Annotated in this window: 9 protein-coding genes; 5 read left to right on the plus strand and 4 right to left on the minus strand. The window is 69.0% G+C overall.

Translation table 11 applies throughout. The features are described 5' to 3' along the window. Nucleotides 1-493: 493 nt before the first annotated feature. On the minus strand, nt 494-2,284 hold the full coding sequence (locus tag ABB55_RS18755) for a glycoside hydrolase family 15 protein (RefSeq protein WP_054360164.1): 1,791 nt from the start codon (nt 2,282-2,284) through the stop codon (nt 494-496). Between the two features lie 144 nt (nt 2,285-2,428). Here ABB55_RS18755 and ABB55_RS18760 point away from each other — a divergent pair, with 144 nt between their 5' ends. Further along, on the plus strand, nt 2,429-4,675 hold the full coding sequence (locus ABB55_RS18760; RefSeq protein ID WP_054360165.1) for an alpha,alpha-trehalose-phosphate synthase (UDP-forming): 2,247 nt from the start codon (nt 2,429-2,431) through the stop codon (nt 4,673-4,675). Then, nucleotides 4,672-5,454 carry a trehalose-phosphatase gene (gene otsB / locus ABB55_RS18765; protein ID WP_210168258.1) on the plus strand — a complete coding sequence of 261 codons (783 nt, stop codon included), beginning with the start codon at nt 4,672-4,674 and terminating at the stop codon, nt 5,452-5,454. The genes ABB55_RS18760 and otsB overlap by 4 nt, the downstream gene beginning before the upstream one ends. Nucleotides 5,455-5,491: 37 nt before the next feature. On the opposite strand, the gene ABB55_RS18770 is transcribed toward otsB, so the two are convergent. The 3 genes from ABB55_RS18770 to ABB55_RS29110 form a co-directional block, all read right to left on the minus strand. Further along, nucleotides 5,492-6,319, minus strand: a complete 828-nt coding sequence (locus ABB55_RS18770; RefSeq protein WP_244472076.1) for a DUF1194 domain-containing protein — start codon at nt 6,317-6,319, stop codon at nt 5,492-5,494. Next, nucleotides 6,316-7,113: a pentapeptide repeat-containing protein gene (locus ABB55_RS18775; protein ID WP_054360167.1), complete on the minus strand. Its 798-nt coding sequence runs from the start codon at nt 7,111-7,113 to the stop codon at nt 6,316-6,318. The genes ABB55_RS18770 and ABB55_RS18775 overlap by 4 nt, the downstream gene beginning before the upstream one ends. A gap of 219 nt (nt 7,114-7,332) precedes the next feature. Next, nucleotides 7,333-8,178 carry a YihY/virulence factor BrkB family protein gene (locus tag ABB55_RS29110; protein WP_054360168.1) on the minus strand — a complete coding sequence of 282 codons (846 nt, stop codon included), beginning with the start codon at nt 8,176-8,178 and terminating at the stop codon, nt 7,333-7,335. Nucleotides 8,179-8,497: 319 nt separating this feature from the next. Between ABB55_RS29110 and ABB55_RS18785 the strand changes: the two genes are divergently transcribed. The 3 genes from ABB55_RS18785 (at nt 8,498) to ABB55_RS18795 (ending at nt 13,489) form a co-directional block, all read left to right on the plus strand. After that, nucleotides 8,498-11,143, plus strand: coding sequence for a DUF3772 domain-containing protein (locus ABB55_RS18785; protein WP_054360169.1), 2,646 nt, complete (start codon nt 8,498-8,500; stop codon nt 11,141-11,143). A 90-nt stretch (nt 11,144-11,233) separates the two neighbouring features. Further along, nucleotides 11,234-11,761: a CAP domain-containing protein gene (locus tag ABB55_RS18790; RefSeq protein WP_054360170.1), complete on the plus strand. Its 528-nt coding sequence runs from the start codon at nt 11,234-11,236 to the stop codon at nt 11,759-11,761. Nucleotides 11,762-11,830: 69 nt separating this feature from the next. Then, a complete protein-coding gene (locus ABB55_RS18795) occupies nt 11,831-13,489 on the plus strand; it encodes an AMP-binding protein (RefSeq protein WP_054360171.1) in 1,659 nt (552 codons plus the stop codon). The last annotated feature ends 77 nt before the right edge of the window (nt 13,490-13,566 follow it).

Consider the following 13,566-nt stretch of genomic DNA (forward strand, 5'->3'; position numbering starts at 1 on the left):
CGCGCGCGTCGCGTGACGGCCGCCGCTCCCGGGCCACGTCCGGCCACCGGAACGGCCTTGCGAAACAAAAGGGCCCGCGCCATCCCGATCGGATGGCGCGGGCCTTTGCGTCGGGCGCCTTGCCGGCGAGCCGGCGCGGATGGGCTCCGGCGGCGGCCGACCGGCGATCCGGTCCTCATGCCAACGGCCCAGGACGCTGACGCATCGGGCCGCTGAAGTGACGCGAATTTCTCATTTGCGTCAGAGGCATGAGAAATTCGCGTATCGAATACCGACGTTCATTCCATGATCGTCGGTATCAGCGCAGTCCGAAGAAGGACAGCACGGCGAGCACGACGACGACGAGACCGACCAGATAGATGATGCCGTTCATGGGATTGACCCTCGCGGTTCAAGGGGCGGCGCCGGCGGCGGGATACCGGGGCGGCCGTGGTGATGCAGATCAACGCATCACAAGCTCGGCCGTTCCGTCGTCATGCGCGCGTCGGTGCCGTCAGGCGATTTCGCTCCACGGCCGCGACAGGGCGACGGCGCACAGGATCGTGCCGACCAGCGAATAGGTCTGCGGATAGTTGCCCCACAATTCGCCCGTCGCCGGATCCAGGTCCTCGGAGAACAGGCCGGCGGCGTTCCGGCGCGACAGAAGATCGATGAAGATGGCGCGGGCGTCGTCGGTGCGGCCGATCGCATGCAGTGCGAGAACGTACCAGAAGGTGCAGACGATGAAGGCGGTCTCCGGCTCGCCGAAATCGTCCGGGTGGTTGTAGCGCAGCAGGTACTTGCCGCGCATCAGCCCGGCACCGATCGCCTCGACGGTCGAGACGAAGCGCGGATCGCTCGGCGGCAGGAACCCGAGATCGGCCATCAGCAGGACGCTGGCGTCGAGGGTCTCAGAGCCTTCGCTCTCGACGAAGGCGCCGAGCTCCGCGTTCCAGGTCCGCTCTTCGATCCAGGTGCGGATGCGGTCGGCATGACCGCTCCAATAGGCGGCCCGATCCTCGGCGCGCAGCGTCAGCGCGATCCGGCGCAGCCGGTCGGCCGAGGCCCAGCACATCAGCGCCGAATGGGTGTGGACGCGGGCCCGGCCGCGATATTCCCAGATGCCGGCATCCGGTTCCAGCGCCACCGCGACGGCCTTCTCGCCCATCCGCTCCAGTTCTTGGAACAGGGCGCTCTTGTCGATCTCGGGCAGGCGCTGGTCGTGGAACCATTGCGTGTTGGCCATGATGGCGGCGCCGAACACGTCGTTCTGCCGCTGGACATGGGCGGCATTGCCGCGCCGGACCGGCCCCATGCCGCGATAGCCGGGCAGGGCGGCGACGATCACCTCGTCGAGATCGTCGGAGGGCACGAGACCGTAGACCGGCTTCAGCCAGCCGTCCTGCGACAGCGCGAAGGCATTGCGCATGTAGCCGAGAAAGCCCTCCATCGTCCGGGTGGCGCCGAGCAGGTTGAGCGCGCGCACGACGAAGAAGGCATCGCGCAGCCAGCAGGCCCGGTAGTCCCAATTGCGCTCGGTATGGGGGGCTTCCGGGATCGACGTGGTCATGGCGGCGACGACGGCGCCGGTCTCCTCATAGGCGGAGAGCTTCAAGGTGATGGCCGAGCGCAGCACCGCATCCTGCCATTCGAGCGGGATCGACAGGTTGCGGCACCACTGGAACCAGTAGCTGCGCGTGCGCTCCTCGAAGCGGTTGGAGGTCTCCTCCAGATCGGCGGGGAAGATCTCGTCGGCACCGAGCACGAACACGATCGGCTGGGTCACCACGAAAGCCGCCTCGCGCGCCACATAGGCGACCGGCGCGTTGGTGGTGACGCGCAGCGTCTCGCTCTCGCCGACATAGCGGATGTGGTTGGAGCCCATCACCTTGCGGGGCGACGCGCTGCCCCAGGAGAAGCGCGGGCGGATGCGCACCTGCAGGCGCGGATAGCCGCAGATCGGCTCGATCCGGCGGATCAGCATCGGCGGCCGATAGGAGCGCTCGTGCTGGATGAAGCGGGGCGCGAAATCGACCACCCGGATGCCGGAACCATCGGACGCCCAAAGCGTTGTTTCCAGTACCGCGGAGTTGGGCCGGTAGCGCTGCTCCGCCCGCTGGAAGCGGTCGAGCACGATGTCCATGAACCCGTCCTCCTGCTCGTCCATGAGCAGGCGGCAGAAGACAGGGTCTCCATCGAGATAGGGATAGCACCACCAGACGATCCGAGCCTCATGGTCGATCAGGGCTGCCGTGGCGCAGTTTCCGATCGGTGATAGATTAACAGTAGAATTTCGATCCTTCATGTCATCCATTTCCTGTCATGGTTATGGCTCGATTCTTGGTGTCAATTTGAAAAGTATTATTGAAGATCAACATAAGCGCGCTCCCAATGATGTATTTAAGTTTTCTGACTTGACAAGGGTGGCTGCGATACAATTTTAGAAGGCATGTTCAGTCTCTATCGTTTCTCCCTTCCGCTGGTCGTGGCCGTGCTCGGGCTGGCGCTCGTCGCCGGGATCACGGCGCAGCAATTTCTCACCGGCTGGTTCCTGCGCGATGTCGAGCTGCGCTCCGAGCTGATCTTCAACTCCGTGGAACCGGCGGTCCGCCGTCAGGCCGCCGACAGCGACGAAGCCGGCCTCGGCCGGACCTTCGACGGCATCTCGCGGGACGAGCGCGTCCTCGCCATCGGGTTGTGCGATGCCGCCGGCCGGATGGTCGCGGCCTCGCGCAACTGGCCGGGCGAACAGATCTGCCGGGACGAGAAGCCGGCGGCCGGGGCCGAGCGGCGCGGCGCCGTCTACGAACGCCGCCAGCTGTCGTCCGGACCGGTCCTGATCGCCGGCTTCCCGCTGGCGATCGATCCGGCGCGCAACTGGCGCCTGATGGTCCTGCACGACATGGGCTTCGCCTCGTCGCGCACCACCGCGGCGCTGACCACCCTGGTCGCCTTCGTCGGTCTTCTGATCGCGCTCGGCGTGCTGATCACCGTGGCGGTGACGCGGGTCACGCTGTCGACCTGGTCGCGCGCCATCGTGCAGTCGCTCGATCCGCGCACCCGCTCGCGGCCGGAGGCCGACATCGCCCCGGAACTGCGTCCGGTCGTGCGCGAGGTCCGCCAGACCCTGCGCGATATCGACATCGGCCGGGTGCGCGGCAGCCCGATCCGCGTCTCCTGGACATCGACCTCCCTGCAGGAGGTCATCCACGACGAACTGCCGGGCTCCGAGGTGATCGTGGTCTCAAACCGCGAGCCCTACATCCACGACCGCGACGGCGACCGGATCATCGTCCGCCGTCCGGCCAGCGGCCTGGTGACGGCTCTGGAGCCGATCATCCGTGCCACCCGCGGGGTCTGGATCGCCCATGGCAGCGGCAGCGCCGACCGGGAAACGGTCAATGCGTCGGACCGCGTCGCCGTGCCGCCGGAAGACCCGGCCTATACGCTGCGCCGCGTCTGGCTGACCGAAGAGGAGGAGAACGGCTACTACTATCGCTTCTCCAACGAAGGTCTCTGGCCGCTTTGCCACATCGCCTTCGTCCGGCCGCAGTTCCGGCGGGAGGATTGGGAGATCTACCGGGCGGTCAACCAGCGTTTCGCCGACACCATCGTGGCCGAGGCGAAGTCCAAGAATCCGATCGTCTTCGTTCAGGACTATCACTTCGCCCTGCTGCCGCGCATGATCCGGCAGCGGCTGCCCGAAGCCACCGTGATCACCTTCTGGCACATCCCGTGGCCGAATGCGGAGGTCTTCTCGATCTGCCCGTGGCGCGAGGAGATCCTGGACGGGCTGCTCGGCTCGTCGATCCTGGGCTTCCACACCCGCTTCCACGTCAACAACTTCATCGAATCGGTCGACCGGTTCATGGAGAGCCATATCGACCGCGAACTCTCGACCATCTCGACGGGCGGCGAGGCCACCCTGGTCAATGCCTATCCGATCTCGATCGAATGGCCGCCGCGCGCGCTCCTGGGATTGCCGACCGTCGGCGACTGCCGGCGCCGGGTGCGCGAGCAGCTCGGGCTCGGGCCGGACGTGAAGATCGGCGTCGGCGTCGAGCGTTTCGACTACACCAAGGGCATTCCGGACCGGTTGCGCGCCGTCGGCATCCTGCTGGAACGGCATCCGGAATGGATCGGGCGTTTCGTCTTCATCCAGGTCGCGGCGCCGACCCGTGCCAAGCTCGATGCCTATCGCGGGCTGCAGGAGGAGGCGATGGCGGTCGCCGAGACGATCAATGCGCGCTATGCGCGGGACGGCTGGAAGCCGATCGAACTGATCGTGCGCCATCACGAACCCGAGGAAGTGCTCGAACTGTTCCGCGCCGCCGACTTCTGCGTCGTCACCAGCCTGCATGACGGCATGAACCTGGTCGCCAAGGAGTTCGTCGCCTCCCGCGAGGACGATCGCGGCGTGCTGGTGCTGTCGACCTTTGCGGGCGCCTCGCGGGAACTGCTCGAAGCCCTGCTGGTCAACCCCTACGACATGGATACGCTCGCCGAGACCCTGGTCCGCGCCCTGTCCATGTCCGAGGAGGAGCAGCGCGACCGGATGCGGCTGATGCGCGAGCTCGTGCGCGACAACAATGTCTATGCCTGGGCCGGCAGCATGCTGATGGAGGCCGCGCGCATGCGCAAGCGACGCGAGGTGCAGAACCACTTCGGCGAGACGCGATGGGGATTGACGCCGTGACGACGCGCGAGAGCCTGGCGCTGCCCGCGGCCGATCCCGCTGGCGACCTGCCGGTCGTCTGGTCGACGGCCTGGGCGCCGTTCCTGGATATCGACGGCACGCTGCTCGACATCGCCGCCCGTCCCGACGACGTCTTCGTGCCGGACGATCTGATCGAGACCCTGACGGCCATCGCCGACACCTGCGGCTGCCTGGCGCTGATCACGGGCCGCAGCCTCGGCCAGGCCGACGCCCTGTTCGGGGCGGGCCGTTTCGACGTTGCGGCCAATCACGGCGCGGTGGTGCGCATCGGCGGCGTGGTGCGCGACCAGGCCGGCGACCCGGGCGCCGCCGAAGCGGTGGCGGCGGCGCTGCGGCCGGCGGTCGATCGCCATGCGGGGACCTTCGTCGAGGAGAAGGGCCATTCGGTCGCGGTTCACTACCGGGCCGCGCCGGCGGCGGAGCCGTTCCTGCTGCAGGCGGCGCGCGAGGCGATCCGCGGATCGGGCGACGCCTGGCGCATCCTGATCGGCAAGGCGGTGATCGAGATCGCGCCGCGCTCCGCCACCAAGGGCACCGCCATCGCCCAGTTCCTGGCCGATCCGGCCTATCGCCGGCGGCGGCCCTTCTTCGCCGGCGACGACACCACCGACGAGGATGCCTTTGAGGCCGTCGCGGCCGTCGGCGGGCTCGGCGTGCTGATCGGGCCGGAGCGCAAGACGGCGGCCCGGTACCGCCTGCCGTCGCCCGGCGCCTTCCGGGCCTGGCTGGACGGCAGCGTCGCCGGCTGCGCCGGCTGATGACGGCTTGGCCGAAGGCCGGCCGTCACCGGTGCCCTCAGCGCCGGCTGACCTCGGTCAGGAATTTCTGGCGGATCGCCCGGCCGAAATCCCGGTAGCCGTCCGCCGGCACGACGAAGGAGGCCGGGCCACCGGCGATGTTGGCCCGGTACCAGGCCTCCAGCGTGTCCTTCTCGTCGCCTTCCAGGATCGGCAGCCCGTTGACGGTCACCTCCTGGCGCACCAGCGCGTCGCGCTCGGCGGCGGGCGGGACGGTCGGGTTGCAGTTGTCCTTGCCGTCGCCGGAGACGTCGACCACGGTCCGCTCCGGCCGGGTCGGGATCGAGTGCAGCATCTTGACCTGGACGAAATGCAGCATGGCCGCCGCACAGGTGAACTCGCCCGGCCGGCGCGCCGCGGTGCGGATCCGCATGGCGAGGCTGCGCGCGTCGGCGACCGTGCCGATCCGCGTCCACGGCACGGTCAGCGACGGCCGGTCGCTCCATTGCACCATGGCGACCAGGATCGCGCCATGCGGCCCGCCCAGGATCGCCCGCTGGATGGCGGCATCCTCGAGCGCCTGCGCGATGCCCTCCATCTGCAGCCGGAAGCGGTGCTCGTCGACCGAGCCCGACACGTCGACGGCCAGCACCAGGGCGGTATCGACGCCGGTCGAGGCGGCGCCGGCCGCTTGCGCCGGAAGGCCGGCCAGCACCGTAAGCGCCAGCGCTGAAAGCGCCAGCGCCGGAAGCGCCCGCGCTGAAAGGGCCAGCGCCGGAAGCGCCCGCGCTGAAAGCGCCAGCGCTGGAAGCGCCTGCGCTGAAAGTGCCCGCGCTGAAAGCGCCAGTAGGGCGGCCGCGAGCCGACGGGTCGGACGACGGCTCACCGGACGATCCGATCCCGGTTGAGCGCCTTGTCGAGCCCGATGGCGCGATCGAGGCCCTTCATGTCGCGGAACACGGCCTGCGCCAGATCGGCGCCGTCGAATTTGGTGCCGGTCACATCCGCTCCCGTGAAGTCGGCGCCGGTCAGGTCGGCACCGGTCAGGTCCGCGCCCGAAAGGTCGGCGCCGACGAATTTGGCCCAGGCGAAGCGGACGCCGTAGAGCTCCGCGCCGCGCAGACGGGCGCCGGAGAGATCGGCCATCTCCAGGAAGGTGTGCGGATGCAGTTCGATCACGGTCAGGCGGTAATTGCCGAGCCGGGCGCCGGTGAGGTCCGCGCCGCGCAGATTGGCGCCGACCATGCGGGCGAAGATGCGGGCGCCTGAGAGGTCGGCGCCGGCGAAGTTCGGCGCCTCGCCGGCCGCCTTGGGGTTGAGGTCGAGTTCGGTCGTCACCGACAGGCGGAGGAGGCTCGCGCCGCGCAGATCCGCGCCCGCGAAATTGGTCCTCTGCACCGTCGACCGGTCGAGATGGGCGCCGGCCAGCTGGGCATGGGACAGGTCCGCGCCCGCGAAATCGACCGCGTGCAGATTGGCCCGGTCGAGCCGTGCGGCCTTGAAGTCCAGGCCGGCGAGATCGAGGAAGCTGAGATCGCGGCCGGTCAGGTCGATCGGCTTGGCGCGGTCGGCGGCGGCGAGCAGCCGGGCGACCTCGATGTCGGACAGTTCGGCCGCGGATCCGACCGTCGGCACCGCCAGCGCGATGGCGAATGCGGCCGCCGCCGCGGCCTTGCCCATGCCATGCCGCACCCGGCAGGACTTTCGAGTTCCGGCTCCCGGCATGTCCGTCCCACCTGCTCGGTCCCGTCTCGGGCGGTGGCGCCCGATCCGCGGATGCGATCCTACCATGGAGGCGAGGCCGACGGGCAAGCCTGCCGTCGGCTCGGCGTGGGCACGATGTCGCGAGCGGTGCGGGAGGACGGTCAGACTTTGCGGGCGGTCAGGACCGCCGAGCGGTCACGACCGCCGAGCGGGCACTTCGCCCTTCAGTGCCAATACGGCGTGATTGATCTCGGCGCCGAACAGAAAGATGATCCCGATGATGTAGAAGAACAGCATCGAGGCGATGATCCCGGCAAGACCCGCATAGGTCCGGGTATAGGTCGCAAAGTGCGAGAAATAGTAGGAGAACACCAGGCCGGCGATGAACCACAGTCCAAGCGTGACCAGGACGCCCGGCAGGACGCTCATGGTCGTCTGCCGGCGGGCCGGCAGGAAGAGATGGGCGGCATAGAGGAAGCAGAACACGCCGGCGGAGAAGAAGACCAGCGGCAGCCGGTTGAAGTAGGAATAATAGGGCGCCATGTCGGGGACGCGCGGGATCAGGAAATCCCAGACCACCGGCAGCACGATCACCAGGAAGCCGAGCCCCAGGATGGTGATGCCGCCGACCAGCATGAAGAAGGTGCCTTCCAGCCGCCGGATCAGGAAATGGCGCGTGTCATAGGCCCTGTAGGCATAGTTGAGGCCCATGCGCAGGCTCTCGACCAGGCCGGTCACGATCACCACCAGCAAGATCGCACCGACCGTCAGGACCTGGGTCTGCGAGCCGGACAGGACCGCCGTCACTTCCGGCTTGAGGATGCGCACCACCTCCTCGGGCAGCACCGCGAAGATGCCGCCGGTGCCCTGCTCGGCCGCCGCCGCCAGCTCCGCCCCGCCCCAGTAGCCGGCGATACCGGTGATCAGGATCATGAACGGAAACAGGGAGAACAGGATCGCGAAGGCGATGTTCGACGCATGCGCGAAGGACTCGTTGCGCAGCAGGCCCCAATAGAAGGCCTCCCAAAAGACCCAGCCCATCGCCCGAAGGCCGCGGAGAGACGCATTCGGCGATGGAGAACTCATGAGCAGGGATTCTGTGGCGTCCGACATGGCCGCGGACCATAGTCGGCGGAAACGCAACGCACAACGGGGCTTCCCGTCAGCAGTTCCGCGAAATGGGCGGAATTTCCGGCTTCTGTCCTGCGGCCGGCCGCCGCGACGGCACCGGGGCCGGGATGACGAAACGGAAGCCGATGCCGGGTGCCGGTCCGGCTCGACCCGACAGGTCTTTTGCCGCATTGTGCCGCCACCTTTGCGGCACCGCACATGCCCCTGAACGCGAATTCCGGACCTCGCCTTGCCTCGACATCTGATCGCCCGCCTCCTCCGCCTCGCCCTGCTGGCAACCGTGCTGGCCCTGACCCCGCTGGCATCGGCTCTCATGCCGGCGCCGCTGGTGGCGTCCGCCCGCGCGCAGGATGCGCCGGCGCCGGCAGCGCCGCCGGTCGAGGAGGTCAAGCGGCCGGAAAACCCGCAGGCCCTGCTCAACGCCTGGAAGGTCGAGATCGACCAGATCACGGCGGGCACCCAGCGCGAATCGCTGACCGACCGGCAATTGACCGACCTGCGCGGTCGGGCCGAGCAGGTGCGCGCCAAGGCCGGCGAACTGATCGACCAGCTCACGCCCGGCGTTCAGGCGGCCGAGGCCCGGCTCAAGCAGCTCGGTCCGGCGCCGCAGAAGCCGAAGGAGGGCGAAGCGCCGCCGCCGGCCGAGTCCGATGCGGTCAAGCAGGATCGCGCGCAGCTCGACAAGCAGCTGGCGGAACTGCAGGGCTTCACCAAGCAGGCGAGCCTGATCCAGCTCAAGGCCGACGAGGTCGTCAAGTCGATCGGCGACCGCCGCCGCGACCGGTTCAACCGCGCCGTGATGGAGCAGAGCCGCTCGATTCTCGACCCGACGCTCTGGCTCGAGGCCGCCGCCGCGCTGCCGGGCACGATCGCCGCCTTCGGCTTCCTGCTGCGCGACTGGGGCGGACTGTTCATGGCGCGCGGCAGCCTCGGCGCCATCGGCGTGCTGGGCCTCGCGATCGCCTTCCTCGCTCTTCTGCTGCGGCCGATCCGTCGGCGGCTCCTGCTCGCCACCGACCGCAATCCGGATGCGGTCAATCCCTCGGCCTTCGCCAAGTCCGGCGCCGCCGCCGCGATCGTGGTCGTCAACACCGCCCTGCCGCTGATCGCGCTGATGACGCTGCTGGTCGCGCTCCGGGCGCTCGATCTCAATCCCGACCGGATCGAGCAGACGCTGGTGGCCCTGATGATCGCCGCCGCCGTGGCCTCGGCCGCCTACAGCCTGGGCCTCGCCATCCTGGCACCGACCAAGCCGCAATGGCGGCTGATCGGCATTTCCGATGGCGCCGCCCAGCAGCTGATCCGCATCGTCGGCCTGCTCACCGCCAGCTTCGGGATCGGCATCTTCGTCATCCGCATCCTGCCGGTGCTGGCTGCGCCGCTGTCGCTGGTCATCGCCCTGTCCGGGCTGTTCGCGCTGCTCGACATCGGCCTGACCATGCTGGCGCTGCGCACCGTCGCGGCCAGCCTTGCCGCCGACGACGAGGCGAAGCGGCCGGAGGTGCCGACGCCCGGCCCGGCTTCGGCGCCGCCGGCCGAGCGGGGGCACTCGATTCTCTGGCGCTGGCTGGTGCCGATCGCCTGGATCGCCGCCATTGCCGGCGCGGTCGCGGCTCTGGTCGGCTTCGTCGCCCTGTCCCGCTTCATCGCCTATCAGCTGATCTGGGCCGGCCTGAACATCGCCGTGCTCTACATCCTGTTGGTCCTGGTCGACGAGGCGCTGACGGCCACCTTCCGGCGCGAGACGCGCGTCGGGCTCTCGCTCAACCGCTCGATGGGCTTCGGGGTGGAGACGGTCGAGCAGGTCGGCGTGGTCCTGTCCGGTCTCGGCCGGCTCGCCCTGATCGGCTTCGTGGTCGCCATGATCCTGCTGCCGCTCGGCTTTTCCTCCGAGGACCTGATCCAGGACGCCAAGGCGGCCTTCTTCGGCTTCAAGGTCGGCGGCCTGACCGTGTCGCTGTCGTCGATCCTCGGTGCCGTCATCGTGTTCATGATCGCGGTTGCGGTCACCGGCGGCGTCAAGGGCTGGCTGGAGGCCCGCTTCCTGCCGCGGACCCGGCTCGATCCGGGCCTCAAGAACTCGATCCTGACCGCCTTCGGCTATATCGGCTACATCGTCGCCGGCGCGCTCGCCTTCTCGTCGGTCGGCGTCAGCCTGGAGAATGTGGCCATCGTCGCCGGCGCCCTGTCGGTCGGCATCGGCTTCGGCCTGCAGTCGATCGTCAACAACTTCGTTTCCGGCCTGATCCTGCTCGCCGAGCGCCCGATCAAGACCGGCGACATGATCGAGATCGGCGCCGAGCGCGGCTTCGTGCGCAAGATCAACGTGCGCTCGACCGAGATCGAGACCTTCGATCGCGCCAGCCTGATCGTTCCGAATTCCTCGCTGATCACCGGAACGGTCAAGAACTGGATGCACCGGGACATGACCGGCCGGGTCGTGGTCAATGTCGGCGTCGCCTACAATGCCGAGCCCGAGCAGGTGCGCGAGATCCTGCTCGCCGCCGCCAAGGCGCACCGGCTGGTGATGATCTTCCCGGCGCCGTCGGCCTTCTTCACCGATTTCGGCGAATCGGCGCTGATGTTCCGCCTCATCTGCACCGTCCCGATGGTCACCGACGCCTTCACGGTGGAGAGCGATCTGCGCTTCGACATCATGAAGCGTTTACGCTCTCACGGTATCGACATCCCCTATGCCCAGCGTGACCTGCATGTCCGCCAGCTCGACGACCTGCGCGACCTTCTGGCCCGCCATCTCGCTTCCGTCGCGCCCGGCCCGGCCGGCGCGCGGCCGGCCGAGAGCGATGGCGAGGCGGAAGCCGGCGGCAGCGGGCACGCGACACCCGACGGCGCGCCGCGGCCGGCCCAGGGTTGAAACCGTCCGGTCGCTTCCGCCTTCCTACCATCCGATCTTGCGCATCCTGCCGGCCCCGCGGGGTCGCGCGGGCGCCATCGAGGCCTGCCGATGAACCTCTTCTCCACATTTCGCATCGGCCTTGCCGGTCTCGCGCCGGCCCTCGCCGCCCTGCTCGCCGGCTGTTCGGCCGCTCCCGAGCCGCCGCCCGCCCAGCCGGCCTTCTACCAGCGGCTCGACCAGTCGGGCGGGGCGGTCGATCCGGCCTCGTCGCTCGGCATGGTCAATCACTATCGCGCCAATCTCGGCGCCCCGCCGCTCGCCTGGGATCCGGCGCTCGCCCGCATCGCCGAGATGCAGGCACGCCGGATGGCCGCGCTCGATCGGGTGCAGACCGAGCAGGAGGCCAAGCTCGACGCCGAGCTGAAGGCGGCCGGCATCGGTTTCCGCAGCTATGCCAGCAACCTGACGGCCGGCTACCGCACCTTCGCGGAGGCCTTCTCGGGCTGGCGCGAGCTGAAGCAGCACAACGCCAACATGATCGATCCGCGCAAGACCCGGATCGGCCTCGCCACCGCGCAGGCGCCGGGCTCGAAATACAAGATCTTCTGGGCCATGGTGCTGGTCGAGCCCATGTGACGCGCCGGGTCGGCTTGCCGCACTGCAGCATCGGCAGTATGGTCCGCTCCCCTTGCGCGGAGCCCGCCCTTGCTCGAAAAGCGGTCGACCTATGAGGAGACCTATCGGGATTTCCGATGGGCCATCCCGTCCGACTACAACATCGCCCGCGACGCCTGCGATCGCTGGGCCGAGGCCGATCCGGGCCGGCTGGCGCTGCTGCACCGCCGGCCGGACGGCTCGACCGATCGCTGGTCCTATCACCGTCTGTCGCTGGCCTCGAACCGCTTCGCCAATGTCCTGCGCCACTACGGCATCGGGCGCGGCGACCGGGTCGCGATCCTGCTGCCGCAGTGCCCGGAGACGGCGATCGCCCATCTCGGCACCTACAAGATCGCCGGCATCGCGCTGCCGCTGGCCGCCCTGTTCGGCGTCGAGGCGCTGGTCTACCGGCTGCGCAATGCCGGCGCCAAGGCGATCGTGACCAATGCGGCCGGGCTCGCCAAGCTCGCCGAGATCCGGGCCGAACTGCCCGATCTCCGGCTCGTGCTGGCGGCCGACGGCGGCGGCATGGGCATCGTCGACTTCCACCAGGCCCTGGCGGAGGCCTCGTCGAGCTTCGCGCCCGAGCCGACCGGGCCGGACGATCCGGCCATGATGATCTATACCTCCGGCACGACTGGCCTGCCCAAGGGCGCGCTGCACGGCCACCGCGTGCTGCCGGGCCACATTCCGGGCTTCCAGTTCGCCCACGAATTCTTCCCCGTCGAGGGCGACCTGATGTGGACGCCGGCCGATTGGGCCTGGGCGGGCGGGCTCCTCAACGCGCTGCTGCCCTCGCTCGCCCTCGGCGTGCCGGTGCTCGCCTATCGCTTCGAGAAGTTCGACCCCGATCTCGCCTTCTGGCTGATGGCCCATTACGGCGTGCGCAACGCCTTCGTGCCGCCGACCGCGCTGAAGATGCTGCGCACGGTCGAGAACCCGCTCGCCCGCTTCGATCTCCGCCTGCGCACGCTCGGCTCGGCCGGCGAGGCGCTCGGCTCGGAGACCTACGAATGGGCGCGCGCGGCGCTCGATCTGACCGTCAACGAATTCTACGGTCAGACCGAGTGCAACATCGTGCTCGCCTCCTGCGCCATGCTGGGGGTCAGCCGCGCCGGCGCCATCGGCAAGGCGGCGCCCGGCCATGAGGTCGCGGTCATCGGTCCCGGCGGGGCGCCGGTCGCCGCCGGCACGCTCGGCCAGATCGCGGTCCGGCGGCCGGATCCGGTCATGTTCCTGGAATACTGGGACCGGCCCGACGCGACCGCGGAGAAGTTCGTCGGCGACTGGATGACCACCGGCGACCAGGGGGTGATGGACGAGGACGGCTACGTCCATTTCGTCGGCCGCGACGACGACGTGATCACCTCGGCCGGCTACCGGATCGGCCCGGCCGAGATCGAGGACTGCCTCGCCGGCCATCCGGCCGTCGCGCTGGCGGCCGTGGTCGGCAAGCCCGATCCGCTCCGGACCGAGATCGTCAAGGCCTATGTCCGGCTGGTCGACGGGGTCGAGGGCACGGCCGATCTCAAGGACGAGATCCGCGCCCATGTCCGCACCCGTCTGTCCGCCCACGAATATCCGCGCGAGATCGAATTCGTCGAGGAGATCCCGCTGACCACCTCCGGCAAGGTGATCCGCCGCTTCTTCCGCGAGCGGGCGCAGGCCGACGCGGCCGAGGAACAGGTGCGCAAGCGCTGGGAATAGCCGCCGCGGGCGCAGCGGGCGGATTCGCGCGAGGTTTACCCGGGCCGTCCGGCCCTGTATGGCTCGCGCCACGAACA

Source organism: Prosthecodimorpha hirschii, from assembly GCF_001305515.1.
Taxonomy (GTDB): domain Bacteria; phylum Pseudomonadota; class Alphaproteobacteria; order Rhizobiales; family Ancalomicrobiaceae; genus Prosthecodimorpha; species Prosthecodimorpha hirschii.

Coding starts and splice junctions, on each gene's coding strand:
- ABB55_RS18760 (WP_054360165.1), top strand. CDS start 2,429: ATGTTCAGTCTCTATCGTTTCTCCCTTCCGCTGGTCGTGGCCGTGCTC.
- ABB55_RS18775 (WP_054360167.1), bottom strand. CDS start 7,113: ATGGGCAAGGCCGCGGCGGCGGCCGCATTCGCCATCGCGCTGGCGGTG.
- ABB55_RS18755 (WP_054360164.1), bottom strand. CDS start 2,284: ATGAAGGATCGAAATTCTACTGTTAATCTATCACCGATCGGAAACTGC.
- ABB55_RS18790 (WP_054360170.1), top strand. CDS start 11,234: ATGAACCTCTTCTCCACATTTCGCATCGGCCTTGCCGGTCTCGCGCCG.
- ABB55_RS29110 (WP_054360168.1), bottom strand. CDS start 8,178: ATGGGCTGGGTCTTTTGGGAGGCCTTCTATTGGGGCCTGCTGCGCAAC.